The following is a 23,780-nucleotide window of genomic DNA, read 5'->3' on the forward strand; positions in this document are numbered from 1 at the left end:
AGTCCGTTCAGGGCGTTAGCGCAGGACGCCGCAGGCGGCCGGATCTGTTGCTTCAGCGGGCAGAGCCGGGTTTAGTTCGCTTCCACCTTCGGGGTCACTGAAGTTGTAGGTGCCATTGCCGTCGTAGTCCAGGCCGTGGATGACCAGGACGGCTTCGCCGGCCCGGATGGAATCGGCGATTTCCTTGGCGGTGCCGAGTCCGTCTGGACCGGGGTAGCCGGTTCCGGCGACGTCGGTGAATTCGATGTTGTCCCGGCTGTAGTTGAAGATCCCGTCATGGGCGACAGGGAACCGGGTGACGTCCAAGAAACTGTCGGGGGTGGTGTCCCCGGTCGTGTTCAGCGACACGACGACAGGCCCGTAGGCGGGTATCCCTTCAACGGTGTTGATGCGCCCGTCCCAGTTTTCGTCCAGAGCCAGGGTCGGGCACTCGTTCAGGGCCTGGTTGCCGTAGTGGATGTGCTGGGCGTGGGGCGCGTCCGGGGTCAGGCCTTCAGCATGGACCTCGATGTGTTCGATCTTCTGGTTTTTCACCACGGCGGTGGCGGTTCCGGAAGCACCGGAACCGTTCAACTCATGAAGCATAGCTGTGAGCGTCACCGACTTATCTGACGCATTGCCGTTGTTGGCCAGGACGGGGCCTGCACCCATCGACACCGCGGTGATGACCACTGCTGCCGCTCCGCCAAGAACCAGGCTGGATTTTCTTTTCATGTTTTCGCTCCCTATCACGGGGCCACCGAGGATTCGGCGGTCTTATGTGATTCGCGCCACAACACATTGGGGATGGGTGGAGGCGTCTACCCCTCTCGTTGGCCGCGCCGGCCTGTCGGGGAGGCTTCTGGCGCATGCGGCAGTCCGTGCGGGCCCGGGTGACGAATAGGCTGCGTGGGGTAGTTTCCTGATGGGCGCGCCGTCCGGTGTGTGGAGGAGAACCCCGGTGAAGGGGATTGTCATGAAAACCATTACCCGTATGTGGGCCGTCGCCGCGGCCGTTTCCCTGGCAGGCATCACGGGGTGTGCAGCCCAGACTGGGGACTCGTCCGTCCCGCCTGCGGCCAGTTCCGGCGCCCCGTCAGTTGGTGGCTCGGCCCAGGCCGGCGCAGCGGCCATCACGATTAAGGATTTCAAGTATGAGGTGCCGGCGTCGGTGAAGCCAGGAGCGATGGTGACGGTGACGAACGGGGACAGCGCCCCGCATACGCTCACGGTCAAGGATGACGGCGGGTTCGATATTGAGGTCCCGGGTGGTGGGACGGTGACTTTCCCGGCGCCGGGTACCCCGGGTGAGTACGACATTATCTGCACCTTCCATCCGCAGATGACCGGGACGCTGGTCGTGAAATGAACCGCCCGGACCTGAGCCAGCGCGACCTGATTCTGTGGATATTGCGCGTCGGCGTCGCGGCATCCCTGGTGGTCAGTGCCGTCATCCATGTTCAGCTTGCACCGGGCTATCAGCAGGCGGCCCCGGGCGGCTTCGGCCAGGGCACCACGTTTTTGGTCCAGGCCGGCGCCGCCGCCCTGGCAGCGGTACTCGTGCTAATCAAGGGATCCCGCATGGCTTTCGCTGCCGCCGCCGTGGTGGCGTTGTCGTCCTTGGCCGCGGTCCTCCTTTACCGGTATGTCCAGGTCCCTGCTATCGGCCCGCTGCCGTCAATGTATGAGCCCGTCTGGTACACGGCCAAGGTCATCACTGCCCTCGCCGAAGCAGCCGCAGGCGCCCTGGCGGCAACCGGGTACGCCCTGCTACACAAGAGCCGGGCTGGATCAGGGCGGGTTTCCCGGGGCCGGCGCCGCGGCGCTCCGGCTGCCTGACTCTTCCTCTGGTGGCCGCCGGAAGGCACCTCCGGTCCACCCGCACGCAACTGGCGCGGAGAAATATGTGAACCCTGCCACATCGGTACCCATCCTTTTCTGGAGTTGGTGCGAAGTACTGTTGTCCCCTTTTCCGGGGCACCAACATCACACCCGTGTATGAGGAGATTTTCCTAATGAATAAGACACTCCGCTTTATGGCAGTCCCCACTCTCGCTTTGGGCGCTCTTGCCCTCTCCGGCGCCCCCGCAATGGCCCACGACGGCTCCGACCATTACCAGTCCACCCTGGGCCAGCTCAACGGCAGCGCAGGCTCGGGCAGCATCACTGTTGATGTCACTGGCAATCAGGCCCACGTGGTACTGAACGTGTCGGGCATGCCCGCGACCTTCATGGACGCCCCGTACCCGCACGTCCAGCACATCCACGGCGGAGCCCAGGGCGTGTGCCCGGACCCGTCCGCGGACAAGGACGGCGACCAGGTCATCTCTACCACCGAAGGCGCCCCGTCCTACGGCGGCATCGTCACCACCCTCTCTACCAGCGGCGACACCAGCCCGGCAGCAGGCCTTGACCTGAAGGTCGGCGGCCAGGGAGCCGCTTACACCGTTGACCGCACCTTCGAACTGAACGCCGAGACCAAGGCAGCCCTGGAAGCAGGCACCGCAGTGGTCGTCGTTCACGGCCTTGACCCGGCAACCCTCAGCGCGGCAGGGCAGGCCGCAAAGAGCGACCTAGCACCGACCCTTCCGCTGGCCGCCACCTCCCCAGCACTGTGCGGAACCTTGACGGCCGGGCAGATGAAAATGCCCGCCGGCGGCGCAGCAACCGGTGTCTCCACCGAAACCGGCACTGACACCGGAGCCGTCGCCCTCGGTTCGGGCTTTGCCCTGATCGCCCTCGTCGGCGGAGCGTATGTCGTCCGGCGCCGCAACGCAGCAGCCTAAGCACCGGCTGAGCGGATCGATACAGTGACAACCAAGAACCTCGGCCACCGTGGAGGCCCCCTGGCCGCCACGGCGGCCGGGGCTCTGCTCGCTCTGTCCCTGGCCGGCTGCGCCACCACAACCGCGGATGCTGGGTCGACACCTCCGGCCTCGGTCTTATCCCCTGCTGCGCCTGCCGCTCCCAGCGCTCCCCCGTCCGCGGCCGCCCCGGCACCCGCTGCACCCGCTGCACCCGCCGCGGTTGCACAGCAGCTTCCCCCGGTCATGGCCGCTTCGGCTCCCGTCACCCTGAACATTCCCTCCATCTCGGTCCGGACCGACCTAATCCACCTGGGACTGGAGGATAACGGCTCCCTGAAAGTCCCACAGGACACCGGCAACGGCGCACCAGCCAGCTGGTACGACGGTTCCCCCACCCCCGGCGAACGCGGACCATCAGTCCTGCTGGGCCACGTCAATGCCCTGGGCGGCAACAAGGGTGTCTTCGCTGAACTGAGAAAACTCACCCCTGGCGCTGAAATCACCATCTCCCGAATCGACGGCAGCATCGCCGTGTTCACCGTTGACCGCGGCGCCCTCTACCCCAAGAACGAGTTCCCCACCTTCGAGGTCTACGGCAACACCGGCGCCGCCGAACTCCGCCTGATCACCTGCGACGGCTACGACCCCGCCACCGGGGAATTCGACGATAACTACGTCATCTACGCCACCCTCAAAGCATGACAACGGCCCTCCACCCCCAAAGGTGGGCGGCCAGGATGGAAGAGCCATGAAACAGCACCCACCCTTGCTGGCCTCCCTGGCCCTGTCCGCGCTGCTGCTCTCCGGCTGCGCCACAGCGGCCGGATCCGTCACCGCACAGTCCAACGTTTCGACGCAGCCCCCGGCAGCAGCAACACCTGACGCCGGGCACACCGGAAGCCACGGCGGCGGACACCATGGCGGATCATCCTCACCTGGTGCCACCGGGATTGAGGGTCCCAGCGAAGCCGCCAGGATGGTGTGCGGGGACCAACCCATGGACCGTCTCACCGCAATCCTGGACCTTGAACAGGACCCGCACACCATCAATGACTGGGCCGACAGCACCTTCACCTGCACCTACCACCTGGATGAAGGCGACCTGGTCATCTCGGTCAAGGAAGCCAAGAACAAGGCCACAGCACTGACCTACTTCGATGCGATGCAGGCCCTTGCAGTAGACGCCAAGCCCATCGAAGGCCTCGCGAACCTAGGCTTCCCCGCCTACGAAACCGCAGACGGATCAGCGGTCTTCCAAAAAGACAGCTTCATCCTTCAGGTGGACGCCACCGACCTGCCCGCCAGCCTGGGCCCGGACAACATCACCAGGAACGCCCTCGCCTACCAGCTCTCCACCACCATCCTCGCCTGCTGGATTGAACACTCCTGACACCTATCTCTCCACACAACAACACACTCCAGGTGGCACCCATGAAAGGTTCACCCATGAAAGCACCCATCAGGACCGCCGGCGCACTCGGACTCGCGGCAGCAGTACTTGCGCTGGTTGTGTCCGGTTGCAGCAACCCCGGCATGTCCGGGTCCGAAACGACCGCTGTCCCCACATTGACCGAACAGTTCCCGTCAGCGCCTGCCGCCACCACCGAACCTGCTCCCTCAGCCTCCGGCCCGGGCGAAACACCGGGGGAAACACCGGCGACAATCCTGATCAGGGGCTTCAAATACCAGGGAACGGACACCGTGGTCCCCGGAGCGGAAATCACGGTCACCAACGAAGACATCGAAGCGCACACCATCACCGCAGACACCGGCAACGCCTTCGACGCCATCGCCAAAGTCGGTACCACCACTTTCACCGCCCCCATCGAACCCGGGAGCTACCCCTACCACTGCATCTTCCACGGCAACATGAAAGGCACCCTCACGGTGAAATGACACTCCGGCCTGATTTTGCCCGTCCTATGGCGTGCAGGTCCATGCCCGGCCTGAGCGAGGATCGGATCCCTCACCTAAGTTGAGGGCCCATAACGGGAGATCCCCGTCGCAGGCTCCGCGGCCACCGTCTACGGGATGGACGACGGCGCAACCGGACAGCCGCCGTCGGGCTTGGGATAATGGAAGCATGACTGACCAGGACCGGGACCCCTGGGAGGAGTTCGACCGGCTCAAGCCCGCCGCCCCTGACCATGTGCCGGGCTACCCCGGCGGAGAGCCGCTGGGCTTTGGCTTCCGGACCGGTGTGCGCAGCGCAAGGGTCGCCTTCGGTTTCGCCCACTGACCCGCGCAGCCAGCGCGGCATACAGTGCTGAACTTCACAGGCAGAACACCTCATTGATCCGGTAAAATTTATGGAGGAATTGTTCGGCCAGCAGCGCCCGGTTCCAACCACTCCCCCTTGAATGGAACCCCTTCCCCCATGTCCTCCGCGATTTCCGCGCCGGCGTCCCAGCGTTTCCCGCTGGCCGCCATGATGGTCCTGGCCACCATCGCCTTCACCGCCATCACCACCGAACTTCTCCCCTCCGGCCTGCTCCCCCAGATCAGCACGGGCCTGAACGTGTCCGAGCCGGTTGCCGGCTACCTCGCCGCCGCCTACGCCGCCGTCATCGTGGTCACCGTGGTGCCCGCCGCGCGGCTGCTGGGCAAGGTGCCGAGGCGGCCCCTGCTCGTGGCTCTCGTCCTGACGTTCGCGCTCAGCAACACCCTGGTGGGCCTCGCCCCCAACTTCACCGCAGCGATGGGAGCCAGGCTGGTGGGTGGCCTGGCCCACGGACTGCTCTGGACCACCATGGCCCCCTACGTCACACGCGTGGTCCCCGCCCACAAGGTAGGCAAAGCCCTGGCGATCGTCTTCAGCGGCAACAGCCTGGGTCTGGCCATCGGGGCGCCCATCGGCACCGCCCTGGGAGGCCTCCTCGGCTGGCGCGCGTCCTTCCTGTTCCTCGGCGGCTTCAGCCTGTTGCTCGCTGGCCTGGCCTTCTGGCTGCTGCCGTCCTCCCGGCGGGCCGCCGGCGAAGCCAGGCCCTCCCTGCGAAAGGCCATCGCCCAACCCGGGGTGAAACCCATAGCAATTGCATGGCCGCTGATGATCCTGGCCCACTTCGCGCTCTTCACCTACATCGCCCCGTACATCCGCGACGCCGGCCTGCCCGACTACTCCATCAGCCTCGCCCTCACCGTCCTGGGCGTCTCCGGCCTGCTCGGCATCTGGATCGCCGGCCTCACCGTTGATTCCCATCCCCGCCGTTCGCTCCTGATTACGACGGCGGCAGTCGCCGTCTCGATGCTCCTCTTGCCTTTTGTGGGCGGCAGCCTTCCCTTTGCCCTGGTGCTCATGACGGTGTGGGGTGCCGGGCTCGGAGCCATCGGCATCTACAACCAGTCGGCAATCCTCCGGGCCGGGCGCGAGAACAAGGATGCTGCCAACGGCCTCACGGTCCTGACCATCCAGCTGGGCATCACCATCGGCGCCCTCTACGGCTCGGCGGCCTTGGTGGTGGCCGGCCCGCTGCTTGTGCCCGCCGCCGCGGCACTCCCGGTCATCGCCGCCCTGCTGGTCACCTTCGGCGGAAAGACGGCAGCTTACCCACCGGGCCCGCGGGAATCAGTCTGGAAGAGGCCGCGGCCGGTCGACGAAACCGAGGGCACGGGCCGGTAATTGCTATCCCCCGAGGATCCAATCCAACGCATATGTACTCCTTGTTGTGATGAGCGTAGGTTCTGAAACAGAATCGATTGCACCATCACGATCAGAGGTCGACACATGCGGACGTCGACGCCGTACATTGCTTCACTCACCCTGGCCGTTTGCCTGTGCAGCTGTACATATGACTATCCCGGACCTCAGGAAACAACACGCGCCGCTGCGTCAGCATCGGCACCCACAACAGCACCGGAGCCCGCACCCTTCACGGTGGACCCCGGATATGTCCCGGGCATGTGGGGCGATTTAGCCGGCGACGGCGGAGTCAGGGTTCTGGAGGAACGCGGGCTCAAGTACGGGGTGCTGGAGTATCTGGGCCCGGGCAGCGGCTACGGCAACGGCAGAGACGTGGACCTCAGTGCAGGGCTTCAAGGATGGGACATCCTGTATACGATTCCGGGATGCGGAAGGAGCGTCGACGTAAAGGCCGGTGAACCGGTCCAGATTTTCGTCATGCGTCTGGCCAGGCCAAGGCCGAACTGTTGGTATTTAGGAGCGCCCATCTCCGCGACGCTTTGTGGCGTCAGCAGCGTCCCGTTCTGCAAAGCAGCGACTTAGGTGTTGAGGTCCGGCCTATAACCTCCGTTGCCTGAACATCGGGAACAGCTCGCGCACCCGGGCCACCGTCTCAGGTGAGACATCCACTGCACGGACCACGGGCTCCAGTCCAAGGTCAGCCTCAATCACTCCCATTGGATCAACCAGAACGCTCCGTCCCACCGAGACCGGCGGTGCCTGGCACACCCCCGCCAAATACACGCTGTTCTCGATGGCCCGCGCCGCGTTCAAGGCCAGCCACTGCTCCGTCTTGTGGGTGCCCGGCACCCAGGACGAGCAGACCAGCAGAACCTGCGCGCCGGCGTCGGCCAGTGACCTGGCCAGCTCCGGGAACCTGAGGTCGTAGCAGGTCATAAGGCCGAACCGCATTCCCCCGTGGTCGAACACCACCGGAGCGGTGGACGGGCCCGGTTTGATGAACGTCGATTCCCCGAAGCCCTGCGCATCGAAGAGGTGGATCTTCCGGTAGAAAGCGAGCCTGTCGCCGTCGGGCCCGAATGCCACCAGGGTGTTGTGCGCCTTGCCGGGTTCCTCCGAGGTTTCCACTACGCCGGCCACCAACGCGATGCGGTGGCGGCCGGCTGTGCTGGCGAGCTCCTGGCAGATGGGACCGTCGAGCGGCTCGGCCACCTCGGGGAACGTCGCGTCCACCTTCTTCTTCTCGTATGTGGCGTATTCCGGGAAGGCGACCAGCCCGGCGCCGTCGCGCGCTGCCTGGGCGGCGAACCGGTCCATCGCGGCCAGGTTGGCCTGGATGTCGGAGCCCGACTCCAGCTGCCCAAGCGCTATCCTCACGGTCTTTCCTTCCCTTAGTCAGGCGGCGGCCCGCATGAAATACCCAGACTCAGGCGGCCGCCTCAACCGTCACCTTCTCAGTGGCCGTCATTTCCGGCGGTGCCGCCTTGAAGCCGCGTGTGATCAGGGCCAGGACCAGGACACCCAGCACCAGCCAGGACACTCCCAGCGTAATGGCGTTGCTGTCCAGCTGGGAGAGCAGGTAGGCGCAGATGAGGGCGCCGATCACCGGAACCACCACGTACGAAAGGGGGTTCAGCTGGTTCCCGGCACGGCGCTGGCGCACATAGTGGAACACCACCGAGGCGTTAACCAGCGTGAAGGCGGTGAACGCACCGAAGTTGATGAACGACGTCGACGTCGCCACGTCCAGGAAGATCGCGATCAGGCCCACGATCCCGGTGATCACCAGGTTCACCACCGGGGTATGGAACTTCTCGCTGAGCCGGCCGAAGACCGCCTTGGGCAGAACCGAGTCGCGGCCCATCGCATACAGCAACCGTGAGGCGCTGGCCTGCGCGGCGATGCCTGAGGCGAACTGCGCCACCACCAGGCCGGCGAGGAACACCGCACCGAACAGCTGGCCACCGATCTGCAGGGCGATGGAGCTGGCCGCGGAGGCTGAGTCCTCGAACACGCCACCGGGGTGGACCAGCTGGGTCACGTAAGATACCGCCACGAAGATACCGCCGCCGATCAGGGCAATGAGCATGATGGCCCTGGGCATGTTCTTGCGTGGTTCGATGGTCTCCTCGGTGAGCGTGGTGACGGCGTCGAAACCGAGGAACGAGTAAGCGGCAATGGCGGCGCCGGCGGAAATGGTGGCGAAGCTCGAGGTGTCGTTGAAGAACGGCTGGGTGCTGGCCAGGCCGCCTGCCCCGGAGGTTGACATCACGTTGCCGATGGACAGGGCCACAAAGAACACGATCACCAGGAGCTGGAAGGCCATCAGGACGTAATTGGCCTTGTCCGCCACCTTGATGCCCAGGATGTTCAACGCCGTGGTGATAGCGATGAAGCCCACGATCCAGACCCCGATAGGGATTCCGGGGAACTGCGCGGTCAGGTAGGAGCCGCCGATCAGCCAGATGACCATGGGCAGGAAGAGGTAGTCCAGCAGGATGGCCCAGCCCACCATGAACCCCACCCGGGGATCGATGGACCGGCGGACGTAGGTGTAGGCGGAACCGGCCACTGGGTAGGCGATGGCCATCCGGCCGTAGCTGTGCGCGGTGAACAGCATGGCCGCGAGCGCCACAAGGTACGCGGCTGGCGCTGCGCCGCCGGTGGATTCGGCGATGATGCCAAAGATCCCCAGCACAATCAGCGGGGTCAGGTACGCCAGGCCGAACAGGACCAGCGAGGGCAATTTCAGCGTGCGGGTGAGTGTTGTTGTCACTGTGTTTCCTTAGGGCTTGTAGGACGGCGGTGTCCAGGTGGCCGGGTTGATCCGGCCTTGGTAGACGGAAAGTTCGACGGCGGGCTCCCCCTCGCGGAACTGCGACCAGGGGCGGTTGAGGTTCTCCGTGCCGTGGGTTCGGACGCGGTCGACGGCGGCCAGGTCCAGTTCCGCTGTGAGCAGCTGCGGCTGATCGTCCGGGGCTTCGGCGAGGGTGTTGCCCTCGGGGTCCACGATGATACTTTGGCCCTTGCCTGTGGGACCGGCGCAGTTGACGCTGACCATAAACACCTGGTTCACGATGGCGTTCGCCTTGGCGAGGATCAGTTCCTGTTTGCGGTCAGGGGTGGTGGTTTTGACGACGTTGAGGATCACGTCGGCACCCATCCAGGCGAGCTGGCGGGACACCTCCGGGTACCAGGCGTCGTAGCAGATGTTCAGGCCCACCCTGCCGATGCCGGGCAGGTCCACTGTGGTGAACCTGTCGCCGGGGTCGTAGGGCTCGAACGGGCGCCAGGGGAAGATCTTCCGGTAGTAGCCGGCGAGCTCCCCCTCTGGGGACAGGACCAGCTGGGTGTTGAACAGCTGTCCTTCGGGTCCGCGTTCGCAGACGCTGCCGGGGACCAGCCAGATGTTGAGGTCTTTCGCGAGCTGCTTCAGCTCCTTGACCCGCGGACCGTCCAGCGGTTCGGCACTTGCCTGGAGCATTTCAGTGCGCTGCAGGTCCGGGTCTTGGTCGCCGAAGAGATGCAGCTCGGGGAAGACCACCAGCTTGCTATTGGGTTGGGCTTGGAGGGCTGCTTTGACCTCGTCCGCAAAGACCGAGACGGGCTCGCCGATGAGCCGGGGCCGGGCTTGAGCAGCGATGAGGGGAAGGGCGCGTTGCATGGGTTATCTCCGCGTTGGGGATGTGACGTGTCTTATATTAGATCAGAATGATCAAATTATGGGAAGGGGTAGGTTTGGGCCGTAAAGTAGCGGATATGACCCGTCAGCTGGAGGACACCGCCGAGCCCTCTCCCATCGGCGCCGGCAGGATGCCCGGGCTGGAACGGCGCAGCGCCATCGACGCCGTCCGGCTGCGGATCGGCATGGCGATTTCACTGGGACTGCTGAAACCCGGGGAGCGCCTGCCAGACCAGGAGGACGTGGCCCTGGGCCTGTCGGTCAGCCCGATCACCGCCCGCCGCGCGCTGGCGAGCCTGGCGGAGCAGGGCGTGGTGGTGCGCCGCCGGGGCCGGGCGGGCGGAACCTTCGTGGCTGATTCGCCACCTACGGACGTTTTGGCAGAGCTCTCGGCGTCCCCGGCTGAGTCGCAGGCTGTGAACCGGCTGGTGGACCGCAGGCTGTTGTTCGAATGCGCAGTGACGCATTACGCGGCCGTCAACGCCACGGCTGAGCAGCTGGATGAGCTTGAGCGGCTGACGCGTGAGATGGCGCAGTCGAGTGACTGGTCCTATTACCATCGGATGGACGAGCAGTTCCATCAGCTGGTGGGGACGGCTTCGTGCCTGGACACCGCCGTCGAGGTTTATCACGAGACCCTCGCTGAGCTGTACGACTACTTCATCCCCTACCCCATCGAGAAGCTGCACAAATCCAACCAAGACCATGTGGCCCTGGTGGCAGCCCTGCGGGCCGGAAATGTTGAAGAGGCGGTGGAGGTGTCGCGGAAGCACGTGGACATCCTGCACCGGACGATGTTTATGGGGCTGGCGCAGGGCGGCACTGGCGCGATGCGGGACTGATTCTGCTGCTGCTTTCTGGCTCCCACGGGAACGAACCACGACAATACTTCGATTGGCACCGGCAACACCACTCTGTCGCCCACAGCGGACAAAATAGGGCTACGCTCGCCCAGTTCGCCCTTGTCATCTCACGAGTTCTGTCTAGCCTTTGTGCGATCGAAGCGGTCCAGTAGTTAGAGCGCGGCCGAGTCGTATTGTGCGCGATTTTCGTTCCGCCTCGGCTACGCCCACTAAGGTTCTTCCAGTAGTGGCCGAGCAGTTGCGATCATCCGGGAGACAAATGAAGAACCAGCCAAGACTTGTCCCGGCAGTTGTCGGAATGCTGATCGCCGGGGTCACGGCCTGCGCCGCATCAGCGGAGACACCGGAGCCAACACCAACTGCGGTCGCGTCCGAAGCCTTCTCGGAGTCTGAACTGGCAAAGCTGGTCATGTTTGGCCCACGGGACGGAGAGAAGTTCACCGTGGTCCCTTCCCAACAGATACGAAAGGCGCGCGACAAGGTCAGGGCTGCTATGTCGCAGTGGGAGTCGGAGCCCTCAGACTGCGCCGACATGCCCATAACAAGCGTCCTAGACCTCCCGGAAAACGCTGCCATCACTGCTGCGACTAACGGCACGCCGACGACGGCGGGGACAGTGTCCATCAGCCTTGTCTCCGAACTGGATGCTGCGGGATTGGAGCAGGCCCTCCACGCCAAGGCCGCCCTGATTGACAGGTGCCCGAGGGTTGTTATGCGTTCGGGCGCGGGTCCGATTCACGCAACAGGGAAGCACGTGACGGTCCCGACCAGAACACCGGGTTCGGTTGCGGTGCAGACAAGCGTCGACTTCCCTACAGGAGAGAAGAAGACCACGGTGTTCATCACTGCCGTAAAGGGTGGTGTAATGCTGAGCGTGCAGACCTCCGGCAGCACTCTCTCCGAAGCGGACCTCGGGGCAGCCGCTGAGATACTGGACCGAGTTGCCGACCACATCGAATGATCCCGAGGTACCGGCAGCAGGCGCGACCGAGGCACCAAAGAAGTAGTTCCTGTCGTTGGTGCCGGCAACTTTTGAAAACGACAAAGGGCGCGCCCGGCCAAACCGGACGCGCCCTCCAGGAAGCGCAACCCGCGAAACGGGTCACAGCACCTGTTTCAGTCGATAAGCACCGACTGCTTGGCACCCTCAGGCGATTCGACGGCGGGCGGAACCTTGCCCGAGCGGTGGTTGAGCCAGTTCGCCACCGCAAGAAGCGCCACGAGTCCGAAAGTGCTCAGGAGCTGGGGACGGGAATCCTCGCCGATGAAGCCCACGGTAAAGATCGCCGCGAGGATGAGGAGACCGAAACCCGTGAGCCACGGGAAGCCGGCCATCTGAAGGGGAAGCTCCTCCCCGTCGCGGTCGGCGCGGAGGCGCAGCGCGAGCTGGGCGAGGAGCGCGGACGTCCACACCAGAAGGCAGGTGGAGCCCACAATATTGAGCAGGACGGGAAGGACCATCTCGGGGAAGGCCAGCTCCAGCACAACCGTGACAACGCCGAAGGCGACGCTGGCCAGGACCGCAACAACCGGGACCCGGGCCTTGGACACGGAAGCGAGCAGGCGTGGTGCTTCGCCCCGCTCGGCGAGGGAGTACGCCATCCGGGAGGCACCGTAGAGGTTGGCGTTGAGTGCGGAAAGCAGTGCCGCGACGGCTACCAGGGTGATAGCTGCGGCTGCCCCGGGCATGCCCGCGGCCTCCAACACGGCGGCAAACGGGCTCTTCAGCCCCGCCGAACCAACAGGAACCACCGCCGCGATAATGAAGATGGCACCGATATAAAACACCAAGATGCGCCACAGCACGGTCTGGACTGCTTTCTTCACACTGCGCGCCGGCTCCGAGGTCTCGGCTGCCGCCACGGACACGATCTCGGTGCCGCCGAATGCGAATGCCACCACGAAGAGCGCCGTGGCAATCCCGGCAAAACCGTTGGGCGCGAAGCCGTCTCCCATGAAGTTGGCCAGGCCCGGCGACTGAACGCCCGGCAGCCAGCCGAAGAGCAGGGCAGCACCGACGAACAGGAACGCCACGATGGCCGCCACCTTGAGCAAAGCGAACCAGAACTCGAACTCGCCGAAGTTCTTCACGCTGGTGAGGTTCACTGCCGTCAGCACCACAATAAACACGAAGGCCATCAGCCATACCGGCAGTCCGGGGAAGATGGTGGACAGCAGCCCTGCCGCGCCCAGCGCTTCCGCGGCGATGACAACCACCAGCTGCAGCCACCAAAGCCACCCCACCGTGGCACCGGCCACCGGCCCGTAGGCCTTGGCGGTATAGACGGAGAAGGCTCCGCTGTCCGGATTGGCGGCGGCCATTTCGCCGAGGGCCCACATCACCAGGATGATGAGGGTGCCCGCGACGAGGTAGGAGATCAGCACCGCCGGGCCGGCAGCCTGAATGCCCGCTCCGGAGCCGATGAAGAGGCCCGCGCCGATGGCGCTTCCGAGCCCCATCATGGTGAGCTGGCGGGGTTTGAGGGCTGCGCCGAGTGCGCGGCGGCCAGACGTCGTTGTCTGTTGTTCCATGGGGATTCCTCTGGTTGTAGGTGGAACGGATTGGGATTGAGGTCAGTGGTTTGTCAGAGTGTGGTCTGCCAGGAGCCGGAGAACACGGTCATTGGATGCGGGGCTGGCAACGGTGATCCGAACGCCGTCGCCCTGGTACGCCCGGACCATGATGCCAGCGCGGTCAAACGCGTCCAGCAGCCTCAACTGGAGACGGTCATCCGCACGGATCCACAGGAAGTTGCCCTGGCTCGCCTTCAGTTTCCAGCCCTGGGCTTCCAACTGGGGAGCCATCCGTGCGCGCTCCTGCTTGACGGCGTCGACCCGGGCTTCCATCTCCTCCCCCGCGTCCAGCGATGCGATGGCCGCCTTCTGGGCCAGCGCGCTCACGGCGAAGGGAAGGGCGGTCCGGCGCAGTCCCTCGGCGATGGCCGGCGCCGCCACGGCGTATCCCACGCGCAGGCCGGCGAGTCCGTAGGCCTTCGAGAAGGTGCGCAGGATGGAGACGTTCGGGTGCTGGCGGTAGAGCGCCAGGGAATCAGGGCCGCTGCCCGCCTCGGCGTACTCCACATAGGCCTCGTCGATCACCACGAGGATGTCGGAGCGGACGGACTGCAGGAAGGCCTCGATCCGGTCATGGCTGATCGGGACGCCGGTCGGATTGTTGGGCGTGCAGAGCAGGATCACCTTGGTGCGGGCAGTGACGGCCGCGGCCATGGCATCGAGGTCGTGAGCCTCAGCGTCGTCCAGCGGAATACGGACCGGCCGGGCACCTGCAAGTTCAACCAGTATGGGATACGCCTCGAAGGAACGCCAGGCGAAGATCACCTCATCCCCGGCGTCGCACAGCCCGGTGATGATCTGCTGGAGGACGCCGACGCTGCCGGGTCCCACCGCGATCTCGTCGGCAGTGACGCCGAGGTGGCCGGCAATCCGTCCGCGGAGTTCGACGGCGGCCATGTCCGGGTAGCGGTTCATCGTCCCCGCCGCCGCGGCCACCGCAGCCACGGCCGCTGGAAGCGGCTCGTAGTGGCTTTCGTTGCTCGCGAGGGCCGCGATGTCCGTGCCGGCGCTGCGCCGGCCCGGGACGTAGGGCGGGAGGCCGGCGACGGCGTCGCGGAGGGTGGGAAGCGCGGTATCCGGTGCGGTCAGGAGCTGATCACTGGTCATGAAGATCGATCATGAGAGTGACCTGCCCCACATTGCAAGATACGCTCTATCCTTTGGGACTTCTGCTCAACTTCTCCTTCTTATGGTGAAAATATGCCCACCCCGAACCCTCGCACAGTGCATTCCCTCGACAGCAGCACAGGCTACTGCCGGCCCCTGCTGACCTCCCGCCGTCGTGTCACTTTGTCTCCTCCTGATGCACGAAGTCGGATTCCCAGTTGTCCTTGGCCGCCTGGTCCTTGGTGACGGCTGTGGTACCAGGCACCGCCCGGTTCAGGTGCAGGAATTCGAGGTGGGTTTCGTAGTGGTCCAGGACATCGGTGATGACCTGTTCCTTGCTGTAGCCGGCGAGGTCGTAGCTGTGGCTCCCCTCGAGGGAGAAGACCTCCATCCGGTAGTACTTCGGTTCGAGCCCGGCATTTCCGGGCGCGTAGGACGGGGTGTCGTACTGGACCGGGTAGATCTGATATTTGAACGGGCGCTCGTCGCAGAGCTTCACCAGCAAGTCGACGTGACGGATGCCGCAGGTCTCGATGATGCCGGTCGTCAGGCTCACGTTGGCATCCTGCGCCTTCAACTCGTCGTGCACCTCCTGCAACGCGGGCAGCGCCACGGTGTCCACGAAGCGGTTCGCCTGCTTCGGCCCCGGGTAGGTCATGGCACGGTTGAGTCGCTGCCGCCAGGTACGCGACGACGGTCCGTCCGCGCTGTGGCCGGAGATGATTCCCGGCAGGCTCGCGCGGTAGCTGTCCGCCAGCGCGTTCTCCACGCGCAGGGCCTTGTAGAGGCCCAGCATGATGAACAGCAGCAGGATCGAGAGCGGCAGACCCATGATGATCGTCGCGTTCTGCAGAGTTGTCACACCGCCGACGGTCAGCATGGCGAGGGTCAGGAGTCCGGTCACCAGGGCCCAAAAGACGCGCAGCCACTTGGGTCCGTCGGCGTCGGCGTCCTTCAGGTGGCTGGTGAAGTTGGCCATAACGAGGGCACCTGAATCGGCGGAGGTGACGTAGAAGAGCAGCCCTGTGAAGGTGGCCACGCCGATGATCAGCGGCGCCGCGGGGTACTGCTCGAGGAGGCCGTAGAACGCCCGCTCCGGCTGGGCCATCGCCGTCTCCCCGAAGGCAGCATTACCGTTCATCACGATGTCGAGGGCGCTGTTGCCGAAGATCGTGATGAACAACAGGATGAACGCGAAGGGGACCATGAGCGTGCCCAGCACAAACTGTCGGATGGTGCGGCCGCGGGAGATGCGCGCCAGGAAGAGCCCTACGAAGGGAGCCCAGGCAATCCACCATGCCCAGAAGAAGAGCGTCCAGCCCTGCATCCAGTCACCGGGCCGGTCATAGGCGAAGGTGTCCAGCGTCATGGCCGGGAACCGGCTGAGCACGTCGCCGGTGTTCTGGATGATCCCGTCCAGCAGGAAGCTGGTCTTGCCGGTCAGGAGGATGAACACCATGAGGGCGAGGGCGAGGATCACGTTCAGCTCGGCGAGCCGGCGGATTCCCTTTTCGACGCCGGAGAGCACGGACGCAGTGGCCATGACAACGGCAACGACGATCAGGCCGATCTGCACGGCGACATTCTCAGGCAATCCGAACATGAGGCTGAGCCCGTAGTTAAGCTGCACGACGCCGATGCCCAGGGAGGTGGCGATGCCGAAGATGGTCCCGAGGAGGGCTGCGATGTCCACACCGTCACCGAGCGGACCGTTGATTTTCTTGCCGAAGATGGGGTACAGCGCGCTGCGGATACTCAGGGGCAGATTGTGCCGGTAGGCGAAGTAGCCCAGGGCCAGTCCCATGAGCGCATACAGGGCCCAGCCCGTGATCCCGTAATGGAACAGGGTGAGGACCATGGCATGCCGGGCGGCCTCGATGGTGCTGCCATCACCCTGCGGGGGAGCCAGGTACTGGGTCACGGGCTCGGAGACCGAGAAGAACATCAGGTCGATGCCGATGCCCGCTGCGAAGAGCATCGACGCCCAGGTGAACATGCTGAACTGCGGCTTCGAATGGTCCGGGCCGAGCTTCGTTTTGCCCACCCGGGTCAGGGCGAGGACCAGGACGAACACCACCACGGCGGTAACGATCAGGAAGTAGTACCACCCCATGTTGGTGGATACCCAGGTGACCATGGACCCGATCAGGGCCTCGGCGCCTGCTGCATCGCTGATGGCCCAGATGGCGATAGCGAGGATCCCGGTGGCCGATCCGATGAAGACGGTCCAATTGACGCGGGTTCGAGCCTCGGGGGTCGTGTCACCGCCTCCAGTAACTGTTACGGGCGGAGCGTCGGCTATCTGACTCATATCGTCCCTCTCATTGTGGCGCCATTGGACGCGGGTGAAATCAACGGCAGGGCAGTAATTGTGGGCCCCGGCCGCTTCCCCCAAGTGTTTTTGCCTAGTCTGGCTGTGCCTGCGCAGGTTCCCCCGTGAGAGGAGCCGAAGCGACTCCGCTGGGTGTGGCGTAGGTCATATGAGGACACTAGTTCAGGTTGAACAAGTGTTCAAGACTTGTAATGAACAAATGTTCAAGATAGTGACGCGCTGAGTACCGCCTCCCCCGTCGTTGTTTCGCCGGTCCGGCTGGCGCGGATAAGGTCAGCGCAGCGCTCTCCGATCATCATGACGGTGATGTTGGGGTTGACCGTTACGTGTTCAGGCATCACGGAGGCGTCGGCGACGCGCAGGCCGGTGACTCCCTTGACCCGCAGCTCGGGGTCCAACGGCGACATGTCATCGTGCGCTGGACCCATGCGGACGGTACCGACGGGGTGGTAGACGGTGTTGTGCGTCTTGCGGATGTAGTCCTGCAGTTCCTCGTCGGTCTGCGCCTCAATGCCGGGCGAGAGCTCGCGGCCGGCCCATTCGGCCATGGCAGGCTGGGCGGCGATTTCACGGGCCTTGCGGATACCGGCGACCATAACGCGCATGTCATGGCCCTCCGGATCCGTGAAGTACCGCGGATCCACCATCGGCTTGTCGCGGAAGTCCCGGCTCCGCAGCCGGACCGTGCCGTGGGAGCGGGCATGCGTGACGTTTGGGGTGAGGCTGAAGCCGTTCTCCGTGGTCGGATAGCCGTACCGCAGGGTGTTCATGTCGAACGGGACGGAGCCGTAGTGCATCATCAGGTCCGGGCGGTCCAGGCCCTCCTCGGTGGGGGTGAAGATGCCGATCTCCCACCACTGCGTCGAAGTCTGCACCATCGGCTGCTTGGCCTCGAACTGCACAACGCCTTCGGGGTGGTCCTGCAGGTGCTCGCCGACGCCTGGGGAGTCGACCAGGACCTCGATGCCGTGCCCGGCGAGGTGCGCGGCCGGGCCGATGCCGGAGAGCATGAGCAGCTTGGGCGAGTCGATGGCGCCGGTGGACAGGACCACCTCGCAGCGCGCGGAGAGCCGGTGGGTCCGGCCGAACGCCGAGTCCACGACGTCGACTCCGGTGCAGCGCTTGTCCGCATCGAACACCAGTCGGCGGGCGCGCAGGCCGGTCAGGAGTGTGAAGTTCTCCCGCTCGATGATCGGGTGGATGTAGGAGACCGAACTGGAGGAACGGGTGCCGTCCGCGCGGCGGTTGATCTGGAAAAAGTTGGCGCCGTTGATAACGGTGGTGCCGGTGTTGAACTTCGCGCGCGGAATGCCGGCCTGTTCGCAGGCATCCAGGAGCGCGACGCCGGCGGGGTCCGCCGGGGGCACATTCATCAGGTGCACGGGGCCTGAGTCGCCGTGGTGCGGCGCCTCCGGACCGGCATCCTCGTTGGTCTCCAGCCGCTGGTACAGCGGCCAGGCCGCCTCAGCGTTCCAGCCGGTGGCGCCGTACTTGGACTCCCACTCGTCCAGGTCTTCACGGGGGGCCCAGAAGGCGATACAGGAGTTGTGGCTGGAGCAGCCACCCATGATTCTGGCACGGGCGTGGCGCATAAAGGAGTTGCCGTTCTCCTGCGGTTCCACCGGGTAGTCCCAGTCGTAGCCGGATTCCAGCAGCTCCATCCAGCGGTCAAGCTGCAGTACCTCGGGCACGCCGCGGTCGTCCGGGCCGGCCTCCACCAGCGCCACGGACACGGCCCGGTCTTCGCTCAACCGGGCCGCGACTGCAGCTCCGGCGGATCCGCCTCCGATGACGATGTAGTCGAACTCACGGTCGTTGAGGTTTTCGACGTTGTCGATGTGCATCTAGTTCTCCTTGCCGTGGTCAGCGAACCATCCGGTCACCTGAGGGCCGGTGTTCTGGTAGATGTGCTTGGCTTCCTGGTATTCGGCCAGGCCCGTGGGGCCGAGCTCGCGTCCGACGCCGGACTGGCCGAAGCCACCCCACTCGGCCTGCGGGAGGTAGGGATGGTAGTCGTTGATCCAGACTGTGCCGTGCCGCAGCCGGGCGGCCACACGCTGTGCCTTTCCGGCGTCCTGGGTCCAGACCGCCCCGGCCAGCCCGTAGATGGTGTCGTTAGCGGTGGCCACCGCCTCGTCTTCGGTGCGGAAGGTCTCGACGGTCACTACAGGGCCGAAGGCTTCGTCCACGACGACGGACATTCCCTTGCGCACGCGGTCCAGGATGGTTGGCTGGTAGTAGAAACCGGCGTCGTACGTCTCCCCAACAGGCGCAGCGCCGCCGCACCGCAGCCGCGCACCCTCCTCCACTCCGCGTTGGACGTAGGCGTTGACCTTTTCCCGGTGGGCCGAGGAAATCAGCGGCCCGGTTTCGGCGGCCTCGTCGAACGGGCCGCCGAGGCGGATGCCCTGGGCGCGGCGGACCAGCTCGTCAACGAAGCGCTCGGCGATCGATTCCTCGACCACCAGACGCGCCCCCGCGGAGCAGACCTGCCCGGAGTGCACAAACGCCCCGTTCAACGCATTGTCGACGGCGGCGTCGAAGTCCACGTCGGCAAACACCACGTTGGGGTTCTTGCCGCCAAGCTCCAGCGCCACCTTCTTCACGGTGCCGGCGGCGGCCGCGGCAATGCGCTTGCCGGTCTCCAGCCCGCCGGTAAAAGAAACCAGGTCGACGCCGGGGTGTTCCGAGAGCGGTGCGCCTGCCTCTGCACCGGGGCCGGTGACGAGGTTGGCGACGCCGTCGGGCAGGCCCAGGTCCTGAAGCAGCTGCATGGCCAGGATGGCGGTGGACGGGGTCAGCTCGGAGGGCTTGAGGACGAAGGTGCAGCCGGCGGCCAGCGCGGGCGCGATCTTCCACGCAGCCTGGAGCAGGGGGTAGTTCCACGGGGTGATCAAGCCGCAGACACCCACGGGCTCGTAGACTATCCTGCTGACGACGGCGGGGTCCCCGGCGTCGACCACGCGACCGGACTGCTGCCCGGCGAGCCTTCCGAAATATTCGAAGCAGGCGGCGATGTCGTCTACGTCGATCCGGCTTTCGATGATGCGCTTCCCGGTGTCCAGCGATTCGGCGCGGGCGAATTTCTCGCGGCGTTCGCGCAATTCCGCGGCGACCTTGAGCAGGAAGGCGCCACGCTCGGGTGCCGGGACCGAAGCCCAGACGCCGGAGTCGAAGGCCGCACGGGCCGCAGCGATGGCGCGCTCGGCATCTTCCCGGCCGGCCTCGGACACCGTGGCAACCAGTTCGCCGTCGGCCGGGTTGCGGATTTCGCGCACCGCGCCGGACGCGGCAGGCTCCCACGAGCCGTTGATGAACAGGGTGGATGCGGTATCGGTCATGGTGTCTCCTTGAGTAGTACGGCGACTGGAGTAGTACAGCGACGGGCTCGTCGACGGTCTTGTAGTCGGTCTCCCGGTCCGCCTGATGCGGGACATATCCGGAACCGTGCTGCAGCGTGGGGCGTCACGGTGCCGGTGCAGTAGCCATGCGGTAGCAGCCTTGGCTGCCCTCAAGCGGGGACCGCTCGGTCCGCTAGTAATTCCCGCCACCCGCTGCGGTTAGTGAGGTCTCCCGGGCCGCCGCCCGTCGTTGACTGGTGTGGCTTGGGTCATATGAGCCAGCGTAGTGCATCTTGAACAAGTGTTCAATACTCCTGTTGAACAAATGTTCAATAATGGGGAGTCCAACAGCGGACACAAGGGCGCTGCCGCCGGATGAGGTGGGCCTCCGGACTCCCGGGGCCGTGCCCGTTTTCCCGCTAAGCGGCGAAGGCGATCTGCTCCGTGCGGGCGATGCTTCTCTGGATGGATGCCTTGTCTATGCCAAGGAGCGCTGTCAGCCACATGCCGTTCTGTACGACGACAATGTCGGCCGCCCGCTCTCTGCAGACATCGCGGGAAAGCTCGGGATTGGCATTCCCTATCAGCGTCGCGAGCCCATCGAGATACCGCTCGAACGCCGCCGCGTTGATCTGTGCAAAGTCTTCATGGGCCTGCGCTAGAGCCCACAGGTGGAGACGCAGGGAGAGATATCGCGTGGTCAGGAGTTCCGGGCCCGCGACGCGCCGGAGGGCCTTGCGGAGCTGTTCGTCCGGGGGTGACGCCGGGTCGGGCTCCACCAGCCTCAGGTCATGCTCGTCGATTCGCTGCAAGGCCGCACGGACCAGGCTTGACTTGTCTTCGTAGTAGTAATTCACAAGCCCCAGTGCCACGCCGGCTTCGCGCGCCACGGCGCGCATATTGACACCAGAGATGCCGTGGCGCGACAGCAGATCCAGCGCCGCCTCGAGAATGCGCGACTGCCTGTCAACCTGTCCCCCGGACTTCACGCTGCTTGTATCCACCCGGCCAGACTATGGGGAAACCTGGATGCGTGCATCTCGCTTTCACATGATCGACCACGGAAGTGACCTGCCACACATTGCAAGATACGCTCTACCCATTGGGACTTCTGCTCAACTTCTACTTTCAATGGTGAAAATATGACCACCCCGAACCTCCGCACCCTGGATTCCCTCGATGGCAGAATCATCCTGGCCTTGGACAAGGATCCCGAAGCCAGCGCCTTGGCACTCTCCCGGACACTCGGCGTCGCACGGAACACCGTCCACGCCCGGCTGGCAAGACTTGAGCGCAGCGGAGCACTCCGCTCCTTCAGCCGCCGGCTGGATCCCGCCGGGCTGGGATATGACCTGATGGCCTTCCTCTCACTGTCCATCAGCCAGACCCGGACAGGCTCGGTGGAAGACGGGCTCGCCGCCATCCCGGAGGTCATCGAGGTGCACGCCACCACCGGCGACGCGGACCTCATGGCCAAGGTGGTGGCGCAGGGCACTGCCGATCTCTACCGCGTCACCAACCAGATCCTTGAAATCGACGGGATCGAACGGACCAGCACGGCCATTTCCATCCTGGAACTCATGCCGCCCCGCTATGACGGCCTCCTGAGCCGGCTCTCGAAGCAGGAATCCAAGCCTTCCGACTAAGCGCGGGTGACACACGCCACAAGTGGGCATATTTTCACTCTTGCTGGTGCTCTTCTGCCAATTGTCCCTATCAAAACCAACTCTCTTGCATCTCTGTGAACCAGCGCACAAGATTCCTGCATGACTTCACTTACCGTCTCCGGCCGCGTGGCGCAGGTTCTCAGCAGCTATCTCAGTGACGTCTTCGGCGTTATGGGCAACGGAAACGTCTACTTCCTGGACGCCGCCGAAAAGCTGGGTCTCCGCTTCTCCGCGGTCCGTCATGAAGGCGCCGCCATCGCCGCGGCCGATGCCTACTACCGGGCGTCAGGACGTCTCGCTGCAGGCACCACCACCTACGGTCCCGGCTACACCAATGCGCTCACCGCCCTCGCAGAGGCGGTCCAGGCACAAACCCCTGTGGTGCTGGTTACCGGGGACGCCCCGAGCAGCGGCGCCCGGCCCTGGGACGTGGACCAGGCGGCAATTGCCGCGGGCCTCGGAGCGGCCACTTTCACCGTCACGCGCGAAGCCGCGGGCTCCATCACCCAGCAGGCGGTGGAGTACGCGCTCACCAAGCGCACCGCCGTCGTGATTGCCATTCCCTACGACCTCGTGGCACTCGAGGCTGCCGAAGAGAACCTTCCAGCGCCGCTGACGCCGATGGTGAGTGACGACGTCGACGGCGGCCTTGTGCGGGTAGCGCGCCTGCTCGCCGGGGCGAAGCGGCCGTTGATCCTGGCCGGCCGCGGTGCCCATCTGGCCGGAGCGGGCCCGGAACTTGGGGAGCTCGCCGACCGTCTGGGCGCACTGACCGCCGGAACCGCCCTGGCGCTCAACCTCCTCCAGGGCGAGGGATACCTCGGCGTCGCGGGCGGCTTCGGCACGGATACCGCTGCCGGGCTCATGGGTGAGGCCGATGTGGTGCTGGTGGCAGGGGCGAGCCTGAGCCAATTCACCATGCGGTTCGGGCACCTCCTTGGCCCGGACAGCACTGTCATCCAGATCGACACCGCCCTGCAGCCGACGCACCCCCGGGTGGATACCTTCGTCCGCGCGGATGCGAAGACAGCTGCGGGACAAATCCTCCGGCTGCTGGATAGCCCGGCCTCGCCGGACACCAGCCGCGCAGAAGCCTGGCGTGCGGAAGCCCGCACGCGTCTCGCCGACGGAGCGGCCCATCACCCCGGTTCCGACGAGACTCCGGACGGCCGGCTTGACCCGCGCGCCCTCGCCACGGCACTCGATGCCGTGCTGCCGGAGCGCCGCACGGTGGTTCAGGACGGAGGGCACTTCCTCGGTTGGGCACCCATGTACTGGCGCATCCCGCGGCCCCAGGACCTGGTGATGGTGGGGACCGCCTACCAGACCATCGGGCTGGGCCTTGCGAGCGCCGTTGGGGCAGCCCGCGCACTCGAGGACGGCCGCACTCTGGTGCTGGCCTCCGGCGACGGCGGTTTCCTGATGGGCCTGTCCGACCTCGAATCGCTGATCGGGGTGGCGAGCAGCGCCGTCGTCGTGATCTACAACGATGCCGCCTACGGAGCCGAAATCCATCAGTACGGCTCCCAGGGCCTCACCGAGAAGCCCATGCTGATCCCCGAGGTGGACTTCAGCGGCGTCGCCCGCGCGCTCGGTGCCGAGTCGGCGATCATCCGCTCGCTGGCGGACCTTTCCGCGCTTCAGAAGTGGATCGGCGCCGGCGCCAAGGGAACCTTCGTGGCCGACTGCCGGATCACAGCGAGCGTCCGGGCCCCATGGCTGAGCGAGTGGATGGAGGCCCAGCAGGCGGCGAAGGCGGCGGTGGCGGGCTAAGCAATCCTGGCCGCC

The 23,780-nt window shown here is 65.2% G+C and carries 23 protein-coding genes; 13 read left to right on the forward strand and 10 right to left on the reverse strand.

Annotated features, from left to right (window positions below; all coding sequences use genetic code 11):
• Window positions 1-15 precede the first annotated feature (15 nt).
• Window positions 16-714, reverse strand: coding sequence for a hypothetical protein (locus tag M1E02_RS16080; RefSeq protein ID WP_479375214.1), 699 nt, complete (start codon window positions 712-714; stop codon window positions 16-18).
• A 241-nt stretch (window positions 715-955) separates the two neighbouring features.
• On the opposite strand from M1E02_RS16080, the gene M1E02_RS16085 reads away from it, so the two are divergent.
• From M1E02_RS16085 to M1E02_RS16125, 9 genes are all read left to right on the forward strand, one after another.
• Window positions 956-1,348 (forward strand): cupredoxin domain-containing protein, encoded by a 393-nt coding sequence (locus M1E02_RS16085; protein ID WP_479375215.1) that lies wholly within the window; start codon window positions 956-958, stop codon window positions 1,346-1,348.
• Window positions 1,345-1,818, forward strand: coding sequence for a hypothetical protein (locus M1E02_RS16090; RefSeq protein WP_479375216.1), 474 nt, complete (start codon window positions 1,345-1,347; stop codon window positions 1,816-1,818). Before M1E02_RS16085 ends, M1E02_RS16090 begins: the two co-directional genes overlap by 4 nt.
• Window positions 1,819-1,994: 176 nt before the next feature.
• A complete protein-coding gene (locus tag M1E02_RS16095) occupies window positions 1,995-2,765 on the forward strand; it encodes a hypothetical protein (RefSeq protein ID WP_479375217.1) in 771 nt (256 codons plus the stop codon).
• Window positions 2,766-2,789: 24 nt separating this feature from the next.
• Complete coding sequence (locus M1E02_RS16100; RefSeq protein ID WP_479375218.1) at window positions 2,790-3,488, forward strand: sortase domain-containing protein; 699 nt, start codon at window positions 2,790-2,792, stop codon at window positions 3,486-3,488.
• Between the two features lie 46 nt (window positions 3,489-3,534).
• Complete coding sequence (locus tag M1E02_RS16105; protein ID WP_479375219.1) at window positions 3,535-4,176, forward strand: hypothetical protein; 642 nt, start codon at window positions 3,535-3,537, stop codon at window positions 4,174-4,176.
• A 56-nt stretch (window positions 4,177-4,232) separates the two neighbouring features.
• The gene (locus M1E02_RS16110) at window positions 4,233-4,682 is read left to right on the forward strand and encodes a cupredoxin domain-containing protein (RefSeq protein WP_479375220.1); all 450 of its coding nucleotides are present in this window, start codon (window positions 4,233-4,235) and stop codon (window positions 4,680-4,682) included.
• 187 nt (window positions 4,683-4,869) lie between these two features.
• Window positions 4,870-5,025 carry a hypothetical protein gene (locus tag M1E02_RS16115; protein ID WP_479378256.1) on the forward strand — a complete coding sequence of 52 codons (156 nt, stop codon included), beginning with the start codon at window positions 4,870-4,872 and terminating at the stop codon, window positions 5,023-5,025.
• Between the two features lie 138 nt (window positions 5,026-5,163).
• Window positions 5,164-6,405, forward strand: a complete 1,242-nt coding sequence (locus M1E02_RS16120; RefSeq protein WP_479375221.1) for an MFS transporter — start codon at window positions 5,164-5,166, stop codon at window positions 6,403-6,405.
• 105 nt (window positions 6,406-6,510) lie between these two features.
• A complete protein-coding gene (locus M1E02_RS16125) occupies window positions 6,511-7,008 on the forward strand; it encodes a hypothetical protein (protein WP_479375222.1) in 498 nt (165 codons plus the stop codon).
• A 15-nt stretch (window positions 7,009-7,023) separates the two neighbouring features.
• Here the strand turns inward: M1E02_RS16125 and M1E02_RS16130 are convergent, their stop codons facing one another.
• The 3 genes from M1E02_RS16130 to M1E02_RS16140 are packed head-to-tail and all read right to left on the reverse strand — an operon-like array spanning window position 7,024 to window position 10,090.
• The gene (locus tag M1E02_RS16130) at window positions 7,024-7,803 is read right to left on the reverse strand and encodes a carbon-nitrogen hydrolase family protein (RefSeq protein WP_479375223.1); all 780 of its coding nucleotides are present in this window, start codon (window positions 7,801-7,803) and stop codon (window positions 7,024-7,026) included.
• Window positions 7,804-7,852: 49 nt separating this feature from the next.
• Complete coding sequence (locus M1E02_RS16135; RefSeq protein WP_479375224.1) at window positions 7,853-9,202, reverse strand: APC family permease; 1,350 nt, start codon at window positions 9,200-9,202, stop codon at window positions 7,853-7,855.
• 9 nt (window positions 9,203-9,211) lie between these two features.
• A complete protein-coding gene (locus tag M1E02_RS16140) occupies window positions 9,212-10,090 on the reverse strand; it encodes a carbon-nitrogen hydrolase family protein (RefSeq protein WP_479375225.1) in 879 nt (292 codons plus the stop codon).
• Between the two features lie 95 nt (window positions 10,091-10,185).
• Here M1E02_RS16140 and M1E02_RS16145 point away from each other — a divergent pair, with 95 nt between their 5' ends.
• Together M1E02_RS16145 and M1E02_RS16150 are read left to right on the forward strand one after the other, a co-directional pair.
• Window positions 10,186-10,950, forward strand: coding sequence for a FadR/GntR family transcriptional regulator (locus M1E02_RS16145; protein WP_479375226.1), 765 nt, complete (start codon window positions 10,186-10,188; stop codon window positions 10,948-10,950).
• A gap of 280 nt (window positions 10,951-11,230) precedes the next feature.
• Complete coding sequence (locus M1E02_RS16150; protein ID WP_479375227.1) at window positions 11,231-11,932, forward strand: hypothetical protein; 702 nt, start codon at window positions 11,231-11,233, stop codon at window positions 11,930-11,932.
• A 155-nt stretch (window positions 11,933-12,087) separates the two neighbouring features.
• Here M1E02_RS16150 and M1E02_RS16155 read toward each other — a convergent pair whose 3' ends face one another.
• The 6 genes from M1E02_RS16155 to M1E02_RS16180 form a co-directional block, all read right to left on the reverse strand.
• Window positions 12,088-13,503, reverse strand: coding sequence for an amino acid permease (locus M1E02_RS16155; protein WP_479375228.1), 1,416 nt, complete (start codon window positions 13,501-13,503; stop codon window positions 12,088-12,090).
• 42 nt (window positions 13,504-13,545) lie between these two features.
• On the reverse strand, window positions 13,546-14,652 hold the full coding sequence (gene hisC, locus M1E02_RS16160; RefSeq protein WP_479375229.1) for a histidinol-phosphate transaminase: 1,107 nt from the start codon (window positions 14,650-14,652) through the stop codon (window positions 13,546-13,548).
• Between the two features lie 178 nt (window positions 14,653-14,830).
• A complete protein-coding gene (gene betT, locus M1E02_RS16165; RefSeq protein ID WP_479375230.1) occupies window positions 14,831-16,963 on the reverse strand; it encodes a choline BCCT transporter BetT in 2,133 nt (710 codons plus the stop codon).
• A 224-nt stretch (window positions 16,964-17,187) separates the two neighbouring features.
• Window positions 17,188-18,828, reverse strand: coding sequence for a GMC family oxidoreductase (locus M1E02_RS16170; protein WP_479375231.1), 1,641 nt, complete (start codon window positions 18,826-18,828; stop codon window positions 17,188-17,190).
• Window positions 18,829-20,325 carry an aldehyde dehydrogenase family protein gene (locus M1E02_RS16175; protein ID WP_479378189.1) on the reverse strand — a complete coding sequence of 499 codons (1,497 nt, stop codon included), beginning with the start codon at window positions 20,323-20,325 and terminating at the stop codon, window positions 18,829-18,831.
• 419 nt (window positions 20,326-20,744) lie between these two features.
• Window positions 20,745-21,329, reverse strand: a complete 585-nt coding sequence (locus M1E02_RS16180; RefSeq protein ID WP_479375232.1) for a TetR/AcrR family transcriptional regulator — start codon at window positions 21,327-21,329, stop codon at window positions 20,745-20,747.
• Between the two features lie 138 nt (window positions 21,330-21,467).
• Between M1E02_RS16180 and M1E02_RS16185 the strand changes: the two genes are divergently transcribed.
• Window positions 21,468-21,971, forward strand: coding sequence for an Lrp/AsnC family transcriptional regulator (locus M1E02_RS16185; protein ID WP_479375233.1), 504 nt, complete (start codon window positions 21,468-21,470; stop codon window positions 21,969-21,971).
• 120 nt (window positions 21,972-22,091) lie between these two features.
• Window positions 22,092-23,765 (forward strand): thiamine pyrophosphate-binding protein, encoded by a 1,674-nt coding sequence (locus M1E02_RS16190; protein ID WP_479375234.1) that lies wholly within the window; start codon window positions 22,092-22,094, stop codon window positions 23,763-23,765.
• The last annotated feature ends 15 nt before the right edge of the window (window positions 23,766-23,780 follow it).

Source organism: Arthrobacter sp. Z5-13, from assembly GCF_056499105.1.